Source organism: Azospirillum sp. VT-I1 (genome assembly GCF_055698305.1).
Genome location: NZ_CP168802.1, coordinates 783,370 through 804,069, shown reverse-complemented (window position 1 = coordinate 804,069; position 20,700 = coordinate 783,370). Strand labels below are relative to the sequence as shown.

The following is a 20,700-nucleotide window of genomic DNA, read 5'->3' as shown; positions in this document are numbered from 1 at the left end:
ACTATCAGGGTGCGTGCATGATGCGGGCGCCGATAGCGGGGGCATGGACATGAAGCCGAGAATTTCCGTTCTGACGCTTGGCGTCGCCGACCTCGACCGGGCGCTTGCCTTCTATCGCGACGGCCTCGGCCTGCCCACCGACGGCATCATCGGCCGCGAGTTCGAGCATGGCGCGGTCGCCTTCTTCGATCTGTCCGGCGGGTTGAAGCTGGCGATCTGGGCGCAGGACGACATCTGCCACGACACCGGCCTGGCCAAAACTCCCGTCAGTTCCACCGCCGTCACCATCGGGCACAATGTCACGCTGAGGAGCGAGGTGGACGATGTGATGGATGCGGCACGGCGCGCCGGCGCCGAGATCGTCAAGGGCGCGCAGGACACTTTCTATGGCGGCTATGCCGGATACTTCCGGGATCCGGACGGGCATCTGTGGGAGGTCGTCTGGAACCCCCAGCTGCTCCCCGACGACGCCTGACCGGCAGCGATGACCGGCTCCGCACACCGGACCGGCCGCGGCCCCGTGCCGCGGAACGGCTCAATAGGGCTTCACCACCGCAAGCGTGACGATGGCGATGGCCCCGGCGATGATGGCCAGCGGGGACAGGCGCAGCAGGCGGGACACCGGCCGTCCGGACGGGGCGGCGAGACGGCGCAGTCCGGCGGCGAGCGTGCCGTGCAGAGCGGACAGGGCGACGACGATTGTGACCTTCGCCACCAGCCAGGGCTCCAGGCCCCAGCCGCCGATCACCACCAGCGTCAGGCCCAGCAGCCATGCCAGCCCCATGGCCGGTGAGGTGACGCGGCGGTCCCAGCGGCCGGCCGCGCGCAGGATGCGGGCCGGCCCCTCCTCTGCCGCGGTCACGGGATCGAGTGCGCTGATCAGGATGGCGGCGAAGAACATCCCGGCCATCCAGACCGTCACCGCCGCGACATGGAGCCCGATGACCCAGATGTAATCCACCGCCACCTCGTCGACTGTCCGGCCTGCCCTCGTCAGGCACCCACTTGCAGGATGATCTTACCGCGGCCGTGGCCGGAATCGAGCCGTTCGTGCGCCTTGCCGACCTCTTCCAGCGGCAGGACGGCATCGACGATCACTTTCGCCTGCCCGCGCACGAACAGCGGCGCCATCTCGCGCAGGCGGGCACCCTCGCGCGTCAGGAAGGTGCCGTAGAGGGTCTGGTTCTTCACATAGAGCGCATCCAGGTCGCCGGTCGGCGGCAGGATGGTGGCGATGCGGCCGAAGGGGCGGGTCACCTGCGTGCTCATCGGCACATTGCCGCCAGCGGTGTCGAAGGAGGCGTCCACCCCCGCCCCGCCCGCCTCGCGCAGGATCTGGTCCACCACGTCGGTGTCGCGGTAGTCGAGCGTCACGTCGGCGCCGAGGTCGCGCATCGCCTCGTGGTTGGCCTTGCTGGCGGTGGCGAGCACACGGGCGCCGGCCGCCTTGGCGAACTGGATGGCGAAACTGCCGACGCCGCCGGCCCCGCCATGGATCAGCAGCGTCTCGCCCGGCCGCACCGCCAGACGGCGGACGATGGCCTCCCACGCCGTGCCGCCGGCCAGCGGGATGCCCGCCGCCTCGACATGGCTGAGGCCGGGCGGCTTGTGCGCGACGATGGATGCGGCGGCGACGGTGTATTCGGCATAGCTGCCGTTGGGATTGCCGAAGATCTCCGGCGTGTAGAACACCTCGTCGCCGGTCTTGAAGCCGGTCACGCCGGGGCCGACCTCCTCGACAACGCCCGACACGTCATAGCCGAGCACCGCCGGAAAGGGGATGCCGGCCCAGCTTCCGGCCTGCCGGATCTTGGCGTCCACCGGGTTGGTGCCCGACGCCACCACCCGCACCAGCAGTTCGCCCGGCCCCGCGACCGGGCGCGGCCGGTCCTGCAGTTCGAACACGTCGGGACCGCCGAACCGCGAAATCACCATCGCACGCATGCCGCCATCCTCCGTTCCGGGCGTTGCACTGGAGAAGCACCAACGTGGGACGCCGACCCCCGCCTGTCCAGCGGGGAGAGGGGACTTTCCCGTCGGTGGGGTCAGCCGATGCGGTACTCTTCGCGGTGGATCGCGGTCATCGCCAGCCCCTCCGGGCCGATGGCGCCGCGGTACATGCCGGAGCAGTTGAAGGGCAGCGCCACCCGGCCGTCGCGGTCGATGGCGACGAGACCGCCGGAGCCGCCGATCACGCCCAGCTCGTCCACCACCTCGCCGGCGGCGCGCTCCAGGGTCTGGCCGGCCCAGCGCATGCGGGCGTCGATCTCGTGGGCGGTGCAGCGACGGATGAAATGCTCGCCATGGCCGGTGGCGGAGACGGCGCAGGTGATGTTGTCGGCAAAGGTGCCGGCGCCGATCACCGGGCTGTCGCCGACGCGGCCCTTGGCCTTGGCGGTCATGCCGCCGGTGGAGGTGGCGGCGGCGAGGTTGCCGTCACGGTCGCGGGCGACGGCGCCGACGGTGCCGTGGCGGCGCTGCTCGTCCCCATCGTCGGGGGCGCCGGCGCGGCGGCGCTCAAGCTCCGCCTGCAGGGCGTCCCAGCGCGGCTGGGTAAAGAAATAGGGGGCCTCCTCCATCGGCAGACCCTGGCGGCGGCAGAGATCCAGCGCGCCCTCGCCGATCAGCAGGACATGCTCGCTGTGCTCCATCACCGCGCGGGCGGCCAGGATGGGGTTGCGCGGGCCGAACAGGCCGGCCACCGCACCAGCGGCGCGGTCGCGGCCGTCCATGATGGCAGCGTCCATCTCCTGCTTGCCCTCGGCGGTGAAGACGGCGCCGCGGCCGGCGTTGAACAGCGGCTCGTCCTCAAGCGCCATCACGGCGGCGGTGACGGCGTCGAGCGCGCTGCCGCCGTCGGCCAGCACCTCGTGCCCGGCGGCAAGCGCCCGGCGCAGGCCGGCATGGTAGCCTTCGGTCAGCACGGGCGTCAGCGCGCTGCGCTTGATGGTGCCGGCACCGCCATGGATGGCGAGCGCAAAGGGCTGCGGTTCGGTGAAGGTCATGGTTGCGGGTCTCAGCGCAGGGCGGCCGACATGGCCGATAGGGTGTTGATCCAGCCCAACGCGGCGGCCATGCTGGCGGCCGGCAGGCGGACGGTGACGGGATCGAGGCGCTCGGACACCGGGATCAGGGCAGCCAGATCGGCCAGCGCCGGGCTGTTCATCTCGATCTCCAGCCGGTAGGGCGCGCCGTCGGCTTGCGGCGGAACGCGGAAGGGCGGGATGCTCGAGGCCCGGCGGACGGCGCGGCATGCTGCCTCGCGGATGCGGTCGCGGGCGACCGTGGGTGCCACGGACCGGGCGGCGCGCTGGCCGAGCGCCTGCTTGACCACCACCCGCTCGGATTCGGGGAACAGCGGCGCCATCTCGGCGGCGAAGCGGTCATCGCCGGTCAGCAGGATCACCGGCACGCCGATCTCGCCGGCATAGGCGCCGTAATTGCCGGCCTCGCCCAGCTCCAGCCCGTTCACCCGGACGCGGCCGAAGGCGAAGCTGTTGGTGGTGTGGGCAAGGATGCCGTATTGCCGGGCCGAGGTGTGGAAGCCGACGCACATCACCCCGGCGGCGTCCGGCTCCAGACCGGCGAACATGCCGATGGGCTTGGGACGGCCGAGGATCAACTCGGCGGCCGGGTGAATCTCGTCCGGCAGCAGGTTGACCATCGGGCCATGGCTGTCGTTGACCAGGATTTCGGTGGCGCCGGCATCCAGCGCGCCTTCGATGGCGGCATTCACCTCGGCGGTCATCAGGCGGCGGGCGCGCTCGTACTCGGGATTGCCCGGTGTCACCTGCTGCTGGGAGACGACGCCGGCCACCCCTTCGATGTCGGCGGAGATGTAGATCTTCACTCTGTGCTCCCGGAGGTGAGCGTATCTGACAGGCAGGGCCGGCTAGCGCCGTCGCGGCCGATCACCGGCGTGGCGGCGGCCAGCGCGTCGAGAACGGCTTCCTGCGTCGCGTCGGCCATCGCCTCGAACAGGGCGTCGATGCGGCGTTCGTTCAGCATGCGCATGGGAAGGATGTCGGCGCGCTCGTCATGGTCGATGCGGTTGGCGGTGGTGAAGCCGAGTGCGATGTCGCCGCTGCCATGGCCCCAGAAGGATCCCACCCGCGCCAGCCCGACCCCGGCGCGGCGGATCACCCGGCGCAGCTGGCGGTGGTCGAGCGGCACGTCGGTGGCGGCGATGACGATGACGGAGCCCTTCTCCGGCGCGTCGTCCTTCTCCGGCACGGCGACGCGGCGGCCGTCGGGCAGGCGCAACTCCCCCGGCCGGCCGAAATTCGCCAGCACCAGCACGCCCAGGTGATGACGCTTGCCGTCCAGCTTCAGGCGGCGGGAGGAGGTGCCGATGCCGCCCTTGAAGCCGAAGCAGGACATGCCGCGCCCGGCGCCGACTGACCCGACCGCGACCTCGGCACCGTCCGGTTCGGACAGGGCGGTGGCCAGGGCGGCGGCGGCATGGGCCTCGGTCACCGCCAACGCCTGGATGTCGTTCAGCGGGCCGTCGTTGCACTCCATCACCACCGGGTTGACGGTGGCGGTGGTGCGGCCGATGTCGGGATTGGCGGCGATGGCATGGCGGACCAGCGCGGTGGACGCGGTGCCGACCGAAAGCGTGTTGGTCAGCAGGATCGGGGTTTCCAGCGCCCCCAACTCCTCCACCTGCATCAGGCCGACGCTCTTGCCGAAGCCGTTCAGCACCTCCGCCGCAGCAACGGGCTTGTCGCGGTAGAGGTTGCCGGCATGGGGCAGGATGGCGGTGACGCCGGTCTGGATGGGCCCGTCATCCAGCGTGACGTGGCCGACGCGCACGCCCGGAACGTCGGTGATGGCGTTGCGCGGCCCCGGCGTCAGCCGGCCGCAGGCGAGCCCGAAGGCCCGCGCGCGCTTTGCCGGTTCAACGGAGTTTCGGGTCGAGGGCATCGCGCAGTCCGTCGCCGAGCAGGTTGAAGGCCAGCACCGTCAGGAAGATGGCGAGGCCGGGATAGAAGGTCACATGGCTGGCGACGCCGATATAGCTGCGGCCGTCGGCCAGCATGGCGCCCCACTCCGGGCTGGGCGGCTGGGCGCCGAGGCCGATGAAGCTGAGGCTCGCCGCCGTCAGGATCGAGGTGCCGATGCGCATGGAGACATAGACGATCACGCTGGGCAGCGTGCCCGGCAGGATGTGACGGACCATCAGCAGCCGGTCGCGCACGCCGATAGCGCGGGCAGCGTCGACATAGACCGCGCGCTTCAAGGACAGCGTGCTGCCGCGCACCAGACGGGCGAAGACCGGCACGCTGAAGATCGCCACGGCATAGATGACGTTCTCGATGCCCGGCCCCAGGATGGCGACGATGCCGATGGCCAGCAGGATGCCGGGGAAGGCCAGCAGCACGTCGCAGATGCGCATGATGAGGCTGTCGATCCAGCCGCCGCGGAAGCCGGCGATCAGCCCCAGCGCCACCCCGGCCACACCGCCGAGCAGCACCGACAACAGCCCGACCGACAGCGAGATGCGCGCACCCCACAGGATTCGGCTGAAGATGTCGCGGCCATAAGCGTCGGTGCCGGCCCAATGGTCGGCCGACGGGCCTTCCAGGATGCGGTCGTAATCGAAGGCCGCCGGGTCGAACGGCGCGATCCAGGGTGCCGCCGCAGCGGCCAGCGCCAGCGCCAGCAGACAGATGCCGGCCACCATGGCGGTGCGGTTGCGCCGGAACTTGCGCCAGAACTCGCGCAGCGGCGAACGGACGGCTTCGTGGGTTGCGGCGGCCACGCCGGTTGCGTCTGTCGTGGTCATGAGTAGCGAATCTCGGGGTTGGCGAAGGCGTACAGCACATCGACCAGCAGGTTGATGATGATGAACTCCAGCGAGAACAGCAGGATCTCCGCCTGGATGACGGTGTAGTCGCGGTAATTGACGCTATCCACCAGCAGCCGGCCCAGCCCCGGCCAGGAGAACACCGTCTCCACCACGATGGACCCGCCGAGCAGGAAGCCGAACTGCAGGCCGACCATGGTGATGATCGGGATCAGCGCGTTGCGCAGCGTGTGCTTCCACACCACCAGCCGCGACGGCACGCCCTTGGCCCGCGCGGTGCGGACGTAATCCTCGCGCGCGATCTCGATGAAGGCGGAGCGGGTGAAGCGCGCCATCACCGCGGCGACACCGAGGCCGAGAGTCAGCGACGGCATAATGAAATGCTGCCACGTCCCGTAACCGCTGGTCGGCAGCCAGCCGAGCTTGACCGAGAACAGGTCGATCATCAGCAGGCCGAGCCAGAAGGACGGGAAGGCGATGCCCGACACCGCAACGATCATGCCGGCATGATCCTGCCAGCGCCCGCGCTTGGTGGCCGATGCAACGCCGATCAGCAGTCCGGCCAGCGTCGCCCACGCCATGGCGGCGACGGTGAGGTAGAGCGTCGGCATGAAGCGTTCGCCGATCTCCTGCGACACCGGCCGCTTGGTCTTCATCGAGCGCCCGAACTCGCCCTGCACCGCATTGCCGAGGAAGCGGCCATACTGCACCCACAGCGGCTGGTCGAGGCCGAGGTCCTGGCGCACCAGTTCGACGTCGCGCTGGGTCGCATCCGGACCGGCAACCAGCCGCGCCGGATCGCCCGGCAGCAGATGGACGAAGCCGAAGACGAAGACGGAAATCACCAGCAGAACCGGCAGGATGCCGGCGACACGGCCGACGAGATATTTCAGCATGGGGCAGAGGTCCTGGAAGAGATGTCGGCTTCGAATGCCCCTCCCTAACCCTCCCCCACCTTTGGTGGGAGAGGGAACTCCGCCGCTCTCGCGCAAAGCTCCCTCTCCCTCGAAGAGGGGAGGGTTGGGGAGGGGCAACGCGGCGCCAGCCGCAACGACGACCGGCGCCACACTTCACATCACTGCAGATCAGCCTCTTCCATCTGCAGCCCGCCGTCGGCGACATAGTAGAAGCCCGTCAGCTTCTTCGACTTGCCGGCCAGCAGGTTCTCGACGCCGAGGAAGATCCAGGGCGCATCCTTCCAGATCTGCTCCTGGGCGACGCGGTAGGCTTCGGCGCGCTTGGCGGTGTCGGCGGTGCCGATGCCGGTCTCGATTGCGGCGTCGACCGTGTCGTTCTTGTAGTACGCCACGTTGAAGAACTTCGGCGGGAAGCCCTTGCCCCACAGCAGCGGGCGCAGGCCCCAGTCGGCGTCGCCGGTCGAAGCCGACCAGCCGCTGTACTGCATCTGCACCGTGGCGTCCTCCGGCTTCTCGACGCTCCAGACGCGGGATGCCTCGACACCGGATTCGAGCGGGGTGACGGTCAGCTTGACGCCGACCTGGGCCAGCTGCTGCTGCACGAACTGCATGCCGCGGATGAAGTTGGTGCTGTTGCGGCCGATCATCTCGGCTTCGAAGCCGTTCGGGTAGCCGGCCTCGGCCAGCAGCGCCTTCGCCTTGGCAAGGTCGTAGGTGTACTGGTTCGGCTGCGGGACGTGGAAGCCCAGCTTGGACGGGATGGCCGAATCCAGCGGGCCGGCATAGCCGCGATAGACCACCTTCGCGTAGGCGTTCTTGTCGATGGCGTAGTTCAGCGCCTGACGGACGCGCGGGTCGTTGAACGGCTTCTTCATGGTGTTCATCGCCACGTAGCGGGCGATGATCGACGGAGCGTCGATGATCTCCAGCGCCTGGTTGGCTTCCACCATCTTCACCATTTCCGGCGGCAGCGGATAGATGAACTGCGCCTCGTTGGTCTGCAGCATGGCGATGCGGCTGCCGTTCTCCGGCACGCTCTTCAGCGTCACGCTGTCAATCTTCGGCAGGCCGGGCTTCCAGTAGTTGGCGTTCTTCTCGACCTTGAGGGTGTCCGCTTCCCAGCTGACGAACTTGTAGGGGCCGGTGCCGACCGGATGGCGGCCGATCTCCTTGCCGAAGGTCTCGAGCGCCTTCGGGCTGTGGATCATGGCGCCGGGGTGGGCCAGGTTGTTGTTCAGCGCGCCGAACGGCTGCGACAGCTTGAGCGTGATGGTGTAGTCGTCGACCACCACCGTCTCGGCCAGCATCGCCAGCAGGCTCTGGCGCTTCAGCCGGTTGGCCGGGTTCGACAGGCGGTCGAAGTTGGTCTTCACCGCCTGGGCGTTGAAGGGCGTGCCGTCATGGAAGGTGACGCCCTTGCGCAGGCGGTAGGTGTATTCGGTGGCCGTGTCGTTGACGGTGAAGCTTTCCGCCAGCAGCGGGACCAGCTTCATCTCCTTGTCGAAGCCGAACAGGCCCTGCATCATCGTGCGGCTGGCCGACTGCGACAGGGTGTCGTTGATGTCGGCCGGGTCCAGACCGGTGATGTTGTCGGGAAGGCCGACCACCAGATCCTTGGCGGCGAAGGCCGGACCGGCCAGGGCGGTGCCGGCGAGCAGGCCGGCCAGCAGGGGAAGAGCGAAACGCGTCACGTGATGTCTCCCTTTTCTTGATTCAGAAGTCGCCGCCAACGGCGTGGCGCGCGACGAAATGGTCGTCGCCGACCGGCACCAGCGGCTGCACCGCCGGCTCGTCGCCGATGTTGCGGATGGGGCTCGGGATCTCGCCGGTCAGCAGCCGCAGGTCGCGGGTGCGCCGGCTGGGATCGGCGATCGGCACGGCCGCCATCAGGCGGCGGGTGTAGGGGTGCTGCGGATTCTCGAACACCGCGCGGCGCGGCCCGAGTTCGACGATCTGGCCGAGATACATCACCGCAACGCGGTGGCTGACCCGTTCCACCACCGCCATGTCGTGGCTGATGAACAGGTAGGACAGGCCGCGCTTGGCCTGCAGTTCCATCAGCAGATTGACGATCTGCGCCTGGATCGACACGTCGAGCGCCGCCACCGCCTCGTCGGCGATGATGAGCTTGGGATCGCAGGCGAGCGCACGGGCGATGCAGATGCGCTGGCGCTGTCCGCCGGAGAACTCGTGCGGGTAGCGGCGCGCATGCTCCGGCTTGAGGCCCACCTGGGTCAGCAGCTCCGCCACCCGCTCCTCGATGGCGCGGCGGCGGGACACGCCGGGCTTGGAGGTGGGGACGTAATCATGGACCAGCATCGGCTCGGCGATGCTGAAGCCGACGGTCATGCGCGGGTTCAGCGAGGCGAAGGGATCCTGGAAGATGTACTGGATCTTCTCCTTCAGCTTGGCCTGACCGTTGGAATCCAAGGTCGCGGTGTCGGTGCCGTCGAAGCGGATGCTGCCGGAGGTGGCGGACTGCAGCCCCATGATGGTGCGGCCGGTGGTGGACTTGCCGCAGCCGGACTCGCCGACCAGCGCCAGGGTCTCGCCCGGACGGACGGCGAAGCTGACCTTTTCGACCGCATGCACGCGGGCCTTCAGCGATCCGAAGATACCCTTGCGCACGTCGAAGCGGGTGGTGAGGTCGCGCACCTCCAGAAGCGGCGCGTCGGCGGCGCGCACGGTGTCCTGCACCGGCGGCGGGGCCGGCGGCGCAGCCTCGGCCTTCGCCTCATCCACCACCAGCAGCGGGAAACGCATCGGCAGGTCCTGGCCGCGCAGCGCGCCCAGCTTCGGCACGGCCGACAGCAACGCCTTGGTGTAGGGGTGCTGCGGCGCCTGGAAGATGCGCTCTACCGTGCCCTCCTCCACCTTGCGGCCGCGCCACATCACGACGACGCGGTCGGCCACCTCCGCCACCACGCCCATGTCGTGGGTGATGAAGATGACGCCCATCCCCATCTCGTCCTGCAGCAGGCGGATCAGCCGCAGGATCTGCGCCTGGATGGTCACGTCCAGCGCCGTGGTCGGCTCGTCGGCGATCAGCAGCGACGGCCGGCAGGACAGCGCCATGGCGATCATCACGCGCTGGCGCATGCCGCCCGACAGCTGGTGCGGGTGGCGGTCGAGTAGCCGGGCCGGTTCGGGAATCCGCACCTTCTCCAGCATGCGCAGCGCCTCCGCCCGCGCCGCCTTGCGGTCAAGACCCTGGTGCAGCATCACCGCCTCGGCGATCTGGTCGCCGATGGTGAAGACCGGGTTCAGCGACGTCATCGGCTCCTGGAAGACCATGGCGATGTCGTTGCCGCGCATGTCCGTCAGCGCCTCCGCCGGCGGCGATGCCAGGTCGCGTTCGCGCCCGTCGCGGCCCTTGAAGCGGATGCGACCGCCGACGATACGGCCGCCAGCATAATCGACCAGCCGCATCAGCGACAGCGAGGTCACCGACTTGCCGGAGCCGGACTCGCCGACAATGGCGACCGTCTCGCCCGGGGCCACGGTGAAGCTGACGTCGTCGACGACGCGCACGGGACCATGCTCGCCGTCGAAGGCGACGCTCAGCCCCTCCACCGACAGCAGCGCCGGTGCCGCGTCGACCGCCCGCATCGCGGCGGCGCCGCTCATCGCCCAAGCCTCTCGGCGAACAGCGCGAACAGGTGGCGCCACACCATGCCGGGCGCGCCGGTGCCGACCGGCTTGCCGTTCAGGCTGGTGACCGGCGTGATCTCCTTGGTGGTGCTGGCGATCCAGATCTCGTCGGCCGTCTCAAGCTCAGCCGCCGGGATGTCGCGCTCCTCCAGCCGCAGGCCGGCCTCTGCCGCCAGCCGCAGGATGACGGTGCGGGTGATGCCTTCCAGGATGCGGTTGTCGTTGACCGGGGTGGCGATGACGCCGTCATTCACCACGAAGATGTTGGTCGCGGCCCCTTCGGTCACCAGCCCGTCGCGCAGCTGCAGCGCATCGACCACGCCGGCATCGGTCGCCGCCTGCTGCGCCAGCACGCTGCCGAGCAGCGCCACCGTCTTCAGGTCGCAGCGGCCCCAGCGGATGTCGGGGATGGTGATGGCGGCGACGCCCTGGTCGCGCCACGCCGCGGGCGGACGCTTCAGCGGGCTCGCCATGCCGAACACCGACGGGGTGACGCCGGCCGGAAAGGCGTGGCCGCGGCTGGATGCTGCACCGCGCGTGACCTGGAGATAGACGGTCAGGTCCCCGTCGATGCCGGACTCGGCGGCCAGCCGCTCCATGATGGCCATCCAGTCGCCGGCCGACAGGGTGCAGTCGATGCGCAGTTCGGACATGCCGCGCTGCAGGCGGGCGATGTGCGCCTCCGGCTCGAACAGGCGGCCGTTGTAGGCGGCGGTCACCTCATAGAGGCCGTCGGCGAACAGGAAACCGCGGTCCAGCGGCGACACATGGACCTCGTCCAGCGGCAGGTAACGCCCGTTCCAATAGGAGATCGTCATCGCTTTTCAGCTTCTTTGGCGCGTGGAAAGGAAAGCCCGGCTCACTCGGTCGGCCGCTTGTTCTTCGGCACGACGTGGAGGTAGGGCAGGATGCGTTCGGCGACGTCGGCGGCCTGTCCGACGCTGTCGGGACCGGAGCGGGACAGCGCGGTGCCCAGCGCCACGATCAGCGCCATCAGCCCGGTGGGGGAGCTGTGGCGCACGCCGTGGTCGGCACCCGCCAGCAAGGTGATGTCGGCCAGCGGGACAAGCGGGCTGTCCGGCGCGTCGGTCAGCGCGATGGCCTTCGCCCCGCGCTCGCGGCACAGCTGCAGATGCTCGATGGTCCGGCGCGAATAGCGCGGCGAGGTGATGGCGATCACCAGATCGCCGGGCTTCACCGTCATCAGCCGGCGGATGGTGCGCTCCGTGCCCGCGAACTCGATGGCTTCGCGGACATGGTCGACATAGGGTTCCAGCACGTCGGCCAGGAACAGGGCGAGATAGGCGCTGTCCCCCAGGCCGAGCGCCACGATGCGGTTGGACTCGCGGATCAGGCGGATCGCGGCCTCGCACTGTTCGGGCTGCAGCAGATCCATGGTGCGGGTGATGTTGCCGGCGTCGCTGGCCAGCGATTCCCGCATGATCTCGGCGTTGGACGTGTCGCGCTGCACCGCCACGCGCAGCTTCTCCACCGGGGCGAAGGTGGATTCGAAGGCGCGCAGCAGATCCTCGCGGAATTCCGGATAGCCATCATAGCCGAGGAAGCGGGCATAGCGGTTGACGGACGCCACCGACACCTCGGCCGCCGCCGCCAGTTCGCCGATCTTCAGGGTCGCGGTGCGGAAGGGATAGGCCAGCGCCCACTCCCCCACCTTGGCGAGGGCGGCCGGAAGCTGCGGCTGGCAGTTCTGCATCCGGATCAGCAGCGATCCCGTCTGAATGGGTGGCTCCATCCCCTCGATGCTCCTCCGGAAAGCCCAAGCGTGGCTTGCGTGAGCACAGAGTTACAGGTTTTCCACATTCCTGTAAATTCATTTTCACATAGTGGCGTATGCCAAAGGGCAACGTGCCGGGAGCGACGCCCATGGGGAGCCTAGGACGGACGGTGAAGGGGCGCCGGTTATTGCTGCGGGGTGCGCAGCAGCTGATTCGGCTCCGTCAGCCATTCCTCCAGCCGCTGCGGCGCGACGGCGTCGGCTGGCGGCGATGCGGGAGCCGGCGGAGGAACGGATGCGGCTTGCGGCGGACGGTCGAGAGGAGCCCCGGCGCTGACCGTTCCGCGCGCGTCGATCCGGGCCTGGAAGCGGCGGCCGTCGGCGGTGACGAACTCGCCCGGACCGGTGGGGCGGTTGCGGTGGAATTCGCCGACATACTTGTTTCCGCTCGGGAAAATGAGCGTGCCGAAGCCGGTGCGACGGTCGTCCCGCCATTCCCCCTCATATGTGCGCCCGTCCGCCCAGACATGGGTGGCCTGTCCCGAAACCAGCCCGTCCCTGAAATTGCCGTTGAGGCGGCGGCCGTCCCGCCATGTGATGCGGGCCGGCCCTTCGATCCGCCCGTCGACGAGGGTCGCCTCCGCCCGGCCGTCATAGCGGCCGTCATGGAACCAGGTCAGCACGCCGGACCCGCTCGCCCAGCCGTCCACGCAGGCGCCGGACCAGCGGATGGTCTTGCGCCGGTCGGGATACTGGTCGCGATAGCGGCAGTCGGAGCCCTCCAGCGTCACCGCCTGCTCCGCCAGGACGGGAGCCGGCAGGGCGACCATCAGGCCGGGAAGGAACAGGACGGTCGCGGCGCCGCGAAGCCCGGCACGGATCATCAACGCCCGGATGACGGCAGCGGCGGGACGGCGGAAAATGTCCGGCGGGGCAGGCATGGGCGCCTCCCATTCTTGTGCAGGGGAATGACGCAGACCCCAACCGCACCGGCCGGGTTCGGTTCCGGGACGCCGGAGGAAAGCTGGCGCGACAGCCGCTTTCGCTATTCCTGACCGGCTTCCTTATCGTTTGTTAACGATGTTTGCCGCAATGATCTGCCGGTAATGGCAATCGCGCAGGCATGAAGGTCAGCAATGGCTCAAAAGGTTCGTGAGGACTACCGGACCCTCACCGGCCCGGAAAAGGCCGCCATCATGATGCTGGCCCTGGGAGAGGAGCATTCGTCCAAGCTGTTCTCGCTGATGGACGACGAGGAGATCAAGGAGCTGTCCCAGGTGATGGCCAACCTGGGCACGGTCTCCGCCAACCTGATCGAGCGGCTGTTCGTTGAGTTCGCCGAACAGATGTCGTCGAGCGGCACCGTCGTCGGCTCCTTCGATTCGACCGAACGGCTGCTGCTGAAGACCCTGCCGAAGGACAAGGTCGACCAGATCATGGAGGACATCCGTGGTCCTGCCGGCCGCACCATGTGGGACAAGCTGACCAACGTGAACGAGTCGGTCCTGTCCAACTACCTGAAGAACGAGTACCCGCAGACCGTCGCCGTCGTCCTCTCCAAAATCCGCTCCGACCATGCCGGCCGCGTGCTGGCACAGCTGCCGGAAAGCTTCGCGATGGAGGTCATCATGCGCATGCTGCGCATGGAGGCGGTGCAGAAGGAGGTTCTGGACGACGTGGAGCGCACGCTGCGCACCGAGTTCATGACCAACCTCGCCCGCACCAGCCGCCGCGACAGCCACGAGATGCTGGCGGAGATCTTCAACGGTCTGGACCGCACGACCGAGCACCGCTTCATGGCCGCCCTGGAGGAGCGCAACCGCGACAGCGCCGAGCGCATCAAGTCGCTGATGTTCACCTTCGAGGACCTGTCGAAGCTCGACCCCGGCGGCGTCCAGACCGTCCTGCGCACGGTGGACAAACAGAAGCTGGGCACCGCGCTGAAGGGCGCGTCGGAGTCGCTGAAGGATTTGTTCTTCTCCAACATGTCCGAACGCGCGGCCAAGATCCTGCGCGAGGACATGGCCGCCATGGGCCCGGTCCGCGTCCGCGACGTGGACGAGGCGCAGATGTACATGGTCCAGTTGGCGAAGGACCTTGCCGCCCGCGGCGAGCTGGTGCTGGCCGAGGGCAGCGGCGAGAACGAGCTGATCTACTGAGCCCGCACTCATAAGCGACGGGCAGCGCTGATTTTTCCCCGTTTGTAACATTGGAGGTTTGACGGATCGCTCGGAACGGTGAACCCTTGGGGACCGAATGGGCAGGATCAGGGAGGCCGCCGTCACGATGCCTTGGCTAAGGGCTGCTCGCGCAGGCTCCGGCCGGGCCGGACATCCGGCTTCTGCCCACCGTCCGACCGGCCATAAGGCCGGCGGGCGCCGCTTCGGCCAACAAACAGGGAGCTTCCGAACATCATGACCGCTGACATGCTGCAATCCCGTCTCGTCGCCCGGATGGCCGGCCCGATCGTCGCCGGCCTGCTGGGGCTGGGCGTCGCCGCCGGGCCGCTGGCAGCACTCGCCGAGACCTGGGACATGCCGACCCCCTATCCCGACACGAACCTGCACACCGTGGTGGTGAAGCAGTTCGCGGAGGACGTGAAGGCGGCCACCGGCGGCAAGATCCAGATCACCGTCCATTCCAACGGCTCGCTGATCCGCCATCCGGAGATCAAGCGCGCGGTCCAGTCCGGACAGGCGCAGCTGGGCGAGGTGCTGATCAGCTCCTGGGCGAACGAGGACCCGTTGTTCGGCCTCGATTCGGTGCCCTTCCTCGCCACCGACTTCCAGGCGTCGCGCAAGCTCTACGACGTCTCTAAGCCGTATCTCGAGAAGAAGCTGGAGCGCCAGCGCCTGAAGCTGCTCTACTCGATTCCGTGGCCGCCGCAGGGTCTCTACGTGAAGGACGAGATCCAGTCGGTCGAAGCGCTGAAGGGGCAGAAGTTCCGCGCCTACAACCCGGCCACCACCCGCATCGCCGAGCTGAGCGGCGCGGTTCCCGTGAAGATCGAGGCGGCAGAGGTCGCGCAGGCCTTCGGCACCGGCATCGTCACCGCGATGATCACCTCGGCCGCCACCGGCGTCGACACCAAGGCCTGGGACTTCGTGAAGGTCTATTACGACGTCCAGGCCTGGCTGCCGCGCAACATGGTCTTCGTCAACGCCGAGGTGTGGAAGGGGCTGGACGCCAACACCCAGAAGGCCGTCCAGGATGCCGCCGCCAAGGCCGAGGCCGCCGGCTGGGCCGAGTGGGAGAAGAAGACGGCCGAGCTGAACAAGACCATGGCCGGCAACGGCATGAAGGTCCTGCCGCCGTCCGACAAGCTGAAGGAAGGCCTGTCCGCCATCGGCAAGACCATGACCGAGGAATGGACCAAGGCCGCCGGTGCCGACGGCGAAGCGATCATCTCCGCCTTCCGCAAGTAACCGGCCGCAGGGACCTTGGGGTGATCCGACCGGCATGCCGCAGCGTGGCGGCCGGCCGGATCACCACCGGTCCATGACGCCCCTTCGCCCCGACCGACCGCAGGAGGTGGTTGCGCCATGCGCACCGCACTGTCCATTCTTTACCGAACCGCCGAGATTCTGGGCGCGGTCGCGCTTGCCGCCATCGCCGTGCTGATCGTCACGCAGGTGGGAAGCCGCCTCGTCGGCCGCATGGTACCGGGAGCCGACGAACTTGCCGGCTACTGCATGGCCGCGTCCTTCTTCCTGATGCTGGGACCCGCGCTGCGCCGCGGCGCCCATATCCGCGTCGGCGTGCTGGTGGAGCGGCTGCACGGCGCGCCCCGCCGCGCCTTCGAACTGGCCTGCCTCGTCTTCGGCACGGCGCTCAGCGCCTATTTCGCCTGGTACTGGATGCGCATGACCTATGATTCCTATGATTTCGGCGACCTCAGCCAGGGCGTGCTGCCGATCCCGCTGTGGATTCCGCAGGCGCTGATGGCGGCCGGGCTGGTCGTGCTGGTGATCGCCCTGCTGGACGATCTTGTCGCGGTGCTGCGGGGCGGGGAAGCGTCCTACCAGCAGGCCGGCATGCAGAGCGAGGGCTGAACGATGGACCAGACGACCGCATCCCTCGTCGTCGTCGTGACGATGTTCCTGATGCTGGGGGCCGGCGTGTGGGTGGCGCTGGCGCTGGCCGGCGTCGGCTTCGTCGCCATGGCGCTGTTCACCGCAAGGCCGGTGGGCATGGTGATGGCGACCAACATCTGGGGCGCCAGCACCTCCTGGACGCTGACCGCATTGCCGCTGTTCATCTGGATGGGCGAGATCCTGTTCCGCACCCGCATCTCGTCCGACATGTTCAAGGGGCTGGCGCCCTGGACCGGCTGGCTTCCCGGCCGGCTGATGCATGTGAACGTCATCGGCTGCTCGATCTTCGCCGCCGTGTCGGGATCCTCGGCCGCCACCGCCGCCACCATCGGCCGCATGACCATCCCGGAGCTGAACCGGCGCGGCTACGACCCGATGATGACTCTAGGATCGCTGGCCGGGGCCGGCACGCTGGGGCTGCTGATCCCGCCCTCGATCATCATGATCGTCTATGGCGTGGCCGCCGACGTGTCGATCGCCCGGCTGTTCATCGCCGGCGTCATTCCCGGCATCGTGCTGACCGGCCTGTTCATGGCCTATGTCGGCGGCTGGTCGCTGCTGAACCCCGGCCGGGTGCCGCCGCGAGAGCCGTCGCAGAGCTTCGGGGAGAAGATCCGCGACACCGGTGCGCTGATCCCGGTTATGCTGCTGATCGCCGCGGTGCTGGGCTCCATCTATGTCGGCATCGCCACCCCGACCGAGGCCGCCGGCATCGGCGTGCTGGGGTCGCTGGTGCTGGCGCTGGCGACCGGCACTCTGACCTGGACGACCTTCCGCGACAGCCTGTTCGGAGCCGCCCACACCTCCTGCATGATCGGCTTCATCCTGGCGGGTGCGGCCTTCCTGACGGTGGCGATGGGCTACACCGGCATCCCGCGCCTGCTGGCGGAGTGGATCACCACGATGCAGCTGTCGCCGGCGGCGCTGCTGGTGGCGTTGACCGCCTTCTTCATCGTGATGGGCTGCTTCCTCGACGGCATCTCCATGGTGGTGCTGACCACCTCGGTGATCCTGCCGATGGTGCAGCAGGCGGGCATCGACCTGCTGTGGTTCGGCATCTACATCATCATCGTGGTGGAGATGGCGCAGATCACGCCGCCGGTCGGCTTCAACCTGTTCGTGCTGCAGGCAATGACCGGCAAGGACATCTTCACCATCGGCAAGGCCAGCCTGCCCTTCTTCCTGCTGATGGTGGTGATGGTGGCCCTGCTGTGGGTTTTCCCCGGCATGGTGACGTGGCTGCCGTCGATGATGATCGGGTGAGGAGCGTGGGCGTGGAGATCCGCTTCACCACCGCAGGCGACACCGCCTTCAACGTCGAGTTCGGCGAGGCCATCGACCGGGCGACCAACGCCCGCGTCATGGCCCTGCACGCCCGGCTGAAGGCGGCCCCGCCGCCGGGACTGGTGGAGACGGTACCGTCCTTCCGCTCGCTTCTGGTGGTCTACGACCCGGTCGCTACCGGCCGGCGGGAGATGCAGGCGGCGGTGGAGGCGGCGCTGGCCGGCGGCGACACCGCCACGGCCGAAGGCCGGCTCTGGCACCTGCCGGTCTGCTACGACCCGGATCTCGGCCCCGATCTGGCCGAACTGGCCGGTGGGCTGGGGCTGACCGTGGAGCGGGTGGCGGAGTTGCACGGCTCGGCCGAGTATTTCGTCTACATGCTGGGCTTCATGCCGGGCTTCGGCTACATGGGCGACCTGCCGGCCGAGCTGGAACGGCCCCGGCGGACGGAGCCGCGGGTGCGGGTGCCTGCCGGATCCGTCGCCGTCGCCGGGCGGCTGACCACCGTCTATCCGTGGGAGAGCCCCGGCGGCTGGCACCTGATCGGCCGCTGTCCGATTCCGCTCTACGACGCCGGCCGGGCCGATCCCATCCTGCTGGCGGCCGGCGACCGGGTGCGTTTCGATGCGGTGGACCGCGCCGCCTTCGACGGCATCGCGCAGGCGGTGGCCGCCGGCCGCTTCGACCCTGCAAGCCTGAGGGCGGCATCATGAGCGCCTTTCTGACCGTGGTGCGGCCGGGCCTGTTCGCGACGATCCAGGATCTGGGCCGTTTCGGCTTCCAGGAATTGGGCATGCCGGTTGCCGGTGCGCTCGACCCGATGGCGCTGCGGCTCGCCAATGCGCTGGTCGGCAACCCGCAGGGCATGGCGGGGCTGGAGATCGCGCTGCTCGGCCCTGTCCTGCGGGTGGATTCTCCCGCCGTCCGCATCGCCGCGGTCGGTCCGCTGGCGATTTCCCTGGAGCGCGAGGGAGAGGCCACCCGGCCGCTGGAGCCCCACCGCAGCCACAGCCTGCGCCAGGGCGACCTGCTGCGGCTGGGAGCAGTGGATGGCGCGTCGGTCGCCTATCTGGCAGTGGCTGGTGGCTTCGCGCTGGCTCCGGTGATGGGCAGCCTGTCCACCTATGTCCGCGCCGGCATCGGCCCGCTCGGCGGGCGCCCCCTGGGCCAGGACGACCGGCTGCCGCTTGTCCGCAATGTCGCTCCCGATGGGCCGGACGTGGAACTGCCGCAGCCGCCGGACTATGGCGCCGGACCCTTGCGCGTCGTTCTCGGGCCGCAAGACGACCGCTTCACCGAGCAGGCTTTGGCAACCTTCCTGTCGGCGGCCTACCATGTCGGCAAGCAGGCCGACCGCATGGGTTTGCGGCTGGAAGGACCGGCGCTGAAGCATCGCGGGTCGGCCGACATCCCGTCGGACGGGCTGGTCACCGGCTCCATCCAGGTGCCGGGCAACGGGCAGCCGATCCTGCTGCTGAACGACCACCAAACCGCCGGCGGCTATGCCAAGATCGCCACCGTGATCTCCGCCGACCTGCCCCGCGCCGGCCGCCTGCGCCCCGGCGATGACCTGTCCTTCAAGGCGGTGACGGTGGACGAGGCGGAGGCGATCCGCCGCCGGCAGGAACAGGCGATATCAGGCTGGATCCGCGCCATCCGCCCGGTGCGTCCGGCCGGCGGCATCGACCTGGAGGCGCTCTATGCGGAGAACCTGATCTCCGGCACGGTGGACATTGTGAATGGCGGCAGCGATCTGCCGCTGGTTTGAGGGGAGTTAGACCCCCACCTATCCTCCCCCGCTGGGCGGGGGAGGGACTGCCGCCGTTCTCCCGAAAAAGACTTGTCCCCTCCCCCGCCCAGCGGGGGAGGGTTAGGGTGGGGGCAGACAACCCAACCTATCTGGCGCCAAATGCGGCAATTGCCTGCGCCTGCCGCTTATTTCAGCATCATCTGGGCGCCGCCACCCGTCTACCCAAAGATCAATAATACACATAAGTCGCTGATAAAACAGTGAAAGTCCGTAAACGGCATGCGCTTTGCTATCTAACGATCTGCAAAGCGCAACGCGAAACGGACGGTACAGTCATGGTCGGAGCCTCGCAAAGCAGCCAGTCGGCCCAACGTGGGCAGACGCTTCTTCTCGACGGGATCACCCAGCGCTACGGCAACACGCTGGCCGTCAACGACGTGACGCTCGACATCAAGGGCGGGGAGCTGGTGGCCCTGCTCGGCCCGTCGGGTTGCGGCAAGACGACCCTGCTGCGGATCATCGCCGGCTTCATGGCCCAGACAAAGGGCCACGTCATCGTCGGCGGCGAGGCCATCGACGGACTGCCGCCCAACCGCCGCTCCGTCGGCATCGTCTTCCAGAACTACGCGCTGTTCCCGCACATGACGGTGGCGGAGAATGTCGCCTATGGCCTGGACGCCCGCGGCGTCGACCGCGCCACCCAGCGCAGCGAGGCCCGGCGCATGCTGGATCTGGTGAAGCTGGGGCATCTCGGCGACCGCATGCCGCGCCAGTTGTCCGGCGGGCAGCAGCAGCGCGTGGCACTGGCCCGCGCGCTGGCGGTGAACCCGTCGATCCTGCTGCTGGACGAACCCTTCGCCGCACTCGACAAGAACCTGCGCCTCGACATGCAGATCGAGGTGAAACGCATCCAGCGCCTGTCCGGCATCACCACCATCCTGGTCACCCACGACCAGGAGGAGGCGCTGTCGATGGCCGACCGCGTCGCGGTGCTGAGCCAGGGCCGGCTGGAGCAGTTCTCCCCGCCGACCGACATCTACGACGCGCCGGACAGCCTGTTCGTCAACACCTTCGTCGGCTCCGCCAACCTGCTGGGCGGCGTGCTGGTCGATGCCGACCGCAGCGGCGGCACGGTGCGGCTGGATGCCGGCGGCATCATCGAGACTCGGGCACCCAAGGGCGACGTCCGCCCCGGCGGCCGCGTCACCGTCTGCCTGCGGCCGGAGCATCTGCGCGTCGATCCGGCGGCGGACGGCGCCGACACGCTGAACGGGGTGGTGGAGATGGGGCTGCCGCTGGGCGCCACGGTCGTGCACGAGGTGCGCGTCGCCGACGGATCCGCCGTGAAGGTGTCCGAACCGCGCATCGACCGCGCCGCCCTGTTCGCCCCCGGCACGCCGGTGCGCCTCGCCCCGGTCGCTCCCCGCCTCGCCTCGGTCTTCGCCGCGGCCTGACCCATT

20 protein-coding genes are annotated in these 20,700 nt (G+C 68.8%); 8 read left to right on the top strand and 12 right to left on the bottom strand.

Translation table 11 applies throughout. From position 1 onward, the window contains the following. Positions 1 to 49 precede the first annotated feature (49 nt). The gene (locus AB8P05_RS17605) at positions 50 to 475 is read left to right on the top strand and encodes a VOC family protein (RefSeq protein ID WP_472759571.1); all 426 of its coding nucleotides are present in this window, start codon (positions 50 to 52) and stop codon (positions 473 to 475) included. 60 nt (positions 476 to 535) lie between these two features. Here AB8P05_RS17605 and AB8P05_RS17600 read toward each other — a convergent pair whose 3' ends face one another. The 12 genes from AB8P05_RS17600 to AB8P05_RS17545 form a co-directional block, all read right to left on the bottom strand. Next, the gene (locus AB8P05_RS17600; RefSeq protein WP_472759570.1) at positions 536 to 961 is read right to left on the bottom strand and encodes a CopD family protein; all 426 of its coding nucleotides are present in this window, start codon (positions 959 to 961) and stop codon (positions 536 to 538) included. Between the two features lie 32 nt (positions 962 to 993). Beyond that, complete coding sequence (locus AB8P05_RS17595) at positions 994 to 1,944, bottom strand: zinc-dependent alcohol dehydrogenase family protein (RefSeq protein ID WP_472759569.1); 951 nt, start codon at positions 1,942 to 1,944, stop codon at positions 994 to 996. A 101-nt stretch (positions 1,945 to 2,045) separates the two neighbouring features. Continuing rightward, positions 2,046 to 3,005: an isoaspartyl peptidase/L-asparaginase family protein gene (locus AB8P05_RS17590; RefSeq protein ID WP_472759568.1), complete on the bottom strand. Its 960-nt coding sequence runs from the start codon at positions 3,003 to 3,005 to the stop codon at positions 2,046 to 2,048. 11 nt (positions 3,006 to 3,016) lie between these two features. Next, positions 3,017 to 3,850, bottom strand: coding sequence for a M55 family metallopeptidase (locus AB8P05_RS17585; protein WP_472759567.1), 834 nt, complete (start codon positions 3,848 to 3,850; stop codon positions 3,017 to 3,019). Beyond that, positions 3,847 to 4,926: a DmpA family aminopeptidase gene (locus tag AB8P05_RS17580; protein WP_472759566.1), complete on the bottom strand. Its 1,080-nt coding sequence runs from the start codon at positions 4,924 to 4,926 to the stop codon at positions 3,847 to 3,849. Before AB8P05_RS17580 ends, AB8P05_RS17585 begins: the two co-directional genes overlap by 4 nt. After that, positions 4,901 to 5,788, bottom strand: coding sequence for an ABC transporter permease subunit (locus tag AB8P05_RS17575; RefSeq protein ID WP_472759565.1), 888 nt, complete (start codon positions 5,786 to 5,788; stop codon positions 4,901 to 4,903). The genes AB8P05_RS17580 and AB8P05_RS17575 overlap by 26 nt, the downstream gene beginning before the upstream one ends. Next, positions 5,785 to 6,705: a glutathione ABC transporter permease GsiC gene (gsiC, locus tag AB8P05_RS17570; RefSeq protein WP_108546996.1), complete on the bottom strand. Its 921-nt coding sequence runs from the start codon at positions 6,703 to 6,705 to the stop codon at positions 5,785 to 5,787. Before gsiC ends, AB8P05_RS17575 begins: the two co-directional genes overlap by 4 nt. Before the next feature lie 179 nt (positions 6,706 to 6,884). Beyond that, positions 6,885 to 8,417 (bottom strand): glutathione ABC transporter substrate-binding protein, encoded by a 1,533-nt coding sequence (locus AB8P05_RS17565; RefSeq protein WP_455173714.1) that lies wholly within the window; start codon positions 8,415 to 8,417, stop codon positions 6,885 to 6,887. Between the two features lie 22 nt (positions 8,418 to 8,439). Next, a complete protein-coding gene (locus tag AB8P05_RS17560) occupies positions 8,440 to 10,353 on the bottom strand; it encodes an ABC transporter ATP-binding protein (protein ID WP_472759564.1) in 1,914 nt (637 codons plus the stop codon). Beyond that, a complete protein-coding gene (locus tag AB8P05_RS17555) occupies positions 10,350 to 11,195 on the bottom strand; it encodes a D-amino acid aminotransferase (RefSeq protein ID WP_472759563.1) in 846 nt (281 codons plus the stop codon). Before AB8P05_RS17555 ends, AB8P05_RS17560 begins: the two co-directional genes overlap by 4 nt. 41 nt (positions 11,196 to 11,236) lie before the next feature. After that, on the bottom strand, positions 11,237 to 12,130 hold the full coding sequence (locus AB8P05_RS17550) for a MurR/RpiR family transcriptional regulator (RefSeq protein ID WP_472759562.1): 894 nt from the start codon (positions 12,128 to 12,130) through the stop codon (positions 11,237 to 11,239). Positions 12,131 to 12,297: 167 nt separating this feature from the next. After that, complete coding sequence (locus tag AB8P05_RS17545; RefSeq protein ID WP_472759561.1) at positions 12,298 to 13,053, bottom strand: MORN repeat-containing protein; 756 nt, start codon at positions 13,051 to 13,053, stop codon at positions 12,298 to 12,300. A 195-nt stretch (positions 13,054 to 13,248) separates the two neighbouring features. On the opposite strand from AB8P05_RS17545, the gene fliG reads away from it, so the two are divergent. The 7 genes from fliG to AB8P05_RS17510 all read left to right on the top strand — a co-directional run bounded on the left by fliG (position 13,249) and on the right by AB8P05_RS17510 (position 20,694). Beyond that, positions 13,249 to 14,271 carry a flagellar motor switch protein FliG gene (gene fliG, locus AB8P05_RS17540; RefSeq protein WP_014188857.1) on the top strand — a complete coding sequence of 341 codons (1,023 nt, stop codon included), beginning with the start codon at positions 13,249 to 13,251 and terminating at the stop codon, positions 14,269 to 14,271. 255 nt (positions 14,272 to 14,526) lie between these two features. Beyond that, entirely contained in the window at positions 14,527 to 15,537 is a 1,011-nt protein-coding gene (locus AB8P05_RS17535) for a TRAP transporter substrate-binding protein (RefSeq protein ID WP_324870820.1), read from the top strand. A gap of 117 nt (positions 15,538 to 15,654) precedes the next feature. Then, entirely contained in the window at positions 15,655 to 16,164 is a 510-nt protein-coding gene (locus AB8P05_RS17530) for a TRAP transporter small permease (RefSeq protein ID WP_472759560.1), read from the top strand. Between the two features lie 3 nt (positions 16,165 to 16,167). Continuing rightward, a complete protein-coding gene (locus AB8P05_RS17525) occupies positions 16,168 to 17,469 on the top strand; it encodes a TRAP transporter large permease (protein WP_472759559.1) in 1,302 nt (433 codons plus the stop codon). Positions 17,470 to 17,474: 5 nt separating this feature from the next. Continuing rightward, positions 17,475 to 18,203, top strand: a complete 729-nt coding sequence (gene pxpB / locus AB8P05_RS17520) for a 5-oxoprolinase subunit PxpB (protein ID WP_472759558.1) — start codon at positions 17,475 to 17,477, stop codon at positions 18,201 to 18,203. Further along, a complete protein-coding gene (locus AB8P05_RS17515) occupies positions 18,200 to 19,258 on the top strand; it encodes a 5-oxoprolinase subunit C family protein (RefSeq protein WP_472759557.1) in 1,059 nt (352 codons plus the stop codon). Before pxpB ends, AB8P05_RS17515 begins: the two co-directional genes overlap by 4 nt. A gap of 317 nt (positions 19,259 to 19,575) precedes the next feature. Beyond that, a complete protein-coding gene (locus AB8P05_RS17510; protein ID WP_472759556.1) occupies positions 19,576 to 20,694 on the top strand; it encodes an ABC transporter ATP-binding protein in 1,119 nt (372 codons plus the stop codon). The last annotated feature ends 6 nt before the right edge of the window (positions 20,695 to 20,700 follow it).

Bases quoted from the DNA above. Each gene is read 5' to 3' on its own strand.
- AB8P05_RS17605 (WP_472759571.1), top strand. From the start codon at position 50: ATGAAGCCGAGAATTTCCGTTCTGACGCTTGGCGTCGCCGACCTCGAC.
- AB8P05_RS17595 (WP_472759569.1), bottom strand. From the start codon at position 1,944: ATGCGTGCGATGGTGATTTCGCGGTTCGGCGGTCCCGACGTGTTCGAA.
- AB8P05_RS17590 (WP_472759568.1), bottom strand. From the start codon at position 3,005: ATGACCTTCACCGAACCGCAGCCCTTTGCGCTCGCCATCCATGGCGGT.
- AB8P05_RS17580 (WP_472759566.1), bottom strand. From the start codon at position 4,926: ATGCCCTCGACCCGAAACTCCGTTGAACCGGCAAAGCGCGCGCGGGCC.
- AB8P05_RS17575 (WP_472759565.1), bottom strand. From the start codon at position 5,788: ATGACCACGACAGACGCAACCGGCGTGGCCGCCGCAACCCACGAAGCC.
- gsiC (WP_108546996.1), bottom strand. From the start codon at position 6,705: ATGCTGAAATATCTCGTCGGCCGTGTCGCCGGCATCCTGCCGGTTCTG.
- AB8P05_RS17560 (WP_472759564.1), bottom strand. From the start codon at position 10,353: ATGAGCGGCGCCGCCGCGATGCGGGCGGTCGACGCGGCACCGGCGCTG.
- AB8P05_RS17555 (WP_472759563.1), bottom strand. From the start codon at position 11,195: ATGACGATCTCCTATTGGAACGGGCGTTACCTGCCGCTGGACGAGGTC.
- AB8P05_RS17550 (WP_472759562.1), bottom strand. From the start codon at position 12,130: ATGGAGCCACCCATTCAGACGGGATCGCTGCTGATCCGGATGCAGAAC.
- AB8P05_RS17545 (WP_472759561.1), bottom strand. From the start codon at position 13,053: ATGCCTGCCCCGCCGGACATTTTCCGCCGTCCCGCCGCTGCCGTCATC.
- fliG (WP_014188857.1), top strand. From the start codon at position 13,249: ATGGCTCAAAAGGTTCGTGAGGACTACCGGACCCTCACCGGCCCGGAA.
- AB8P05_RS17535 (WP_324870820.1), top strand. From the start codon at position 14,527: ATGACCGCTGACATGCTGCAATCCCGTCTCGTCGCCCGGATGGCCGGC.
- AB8P05_RS17530 (WP_472759560.1), top strand. From the start codon at position 15,655: ATGCGCACCGCACTGTCCATTCTTTACCGAACCGCCGAGATTCTGGGC.
- AB8P05_RS17525 (WP_472759559.1), top strand. From the start codon at position 16,168: ATGGACCAGACGACCGCATCCCTCGTCGTCGTCGTGACGATGTTCCTG.
- AB8P05_RS17515 (WP_472759557.1), top strand. From the start codon at position 18,200: ATGAGCGCCTTTCTGACCGTGGTGCGGCCGGGCCTGTTCGCGACGATC.
- AB8P05_RS17510 (WP_472759556.1), top strand. From the start codon at position 19,576: ATGGTCGGAGCCTCGCAAAGCAGCCAGTCGGCCCAACGTGGGCAGACG.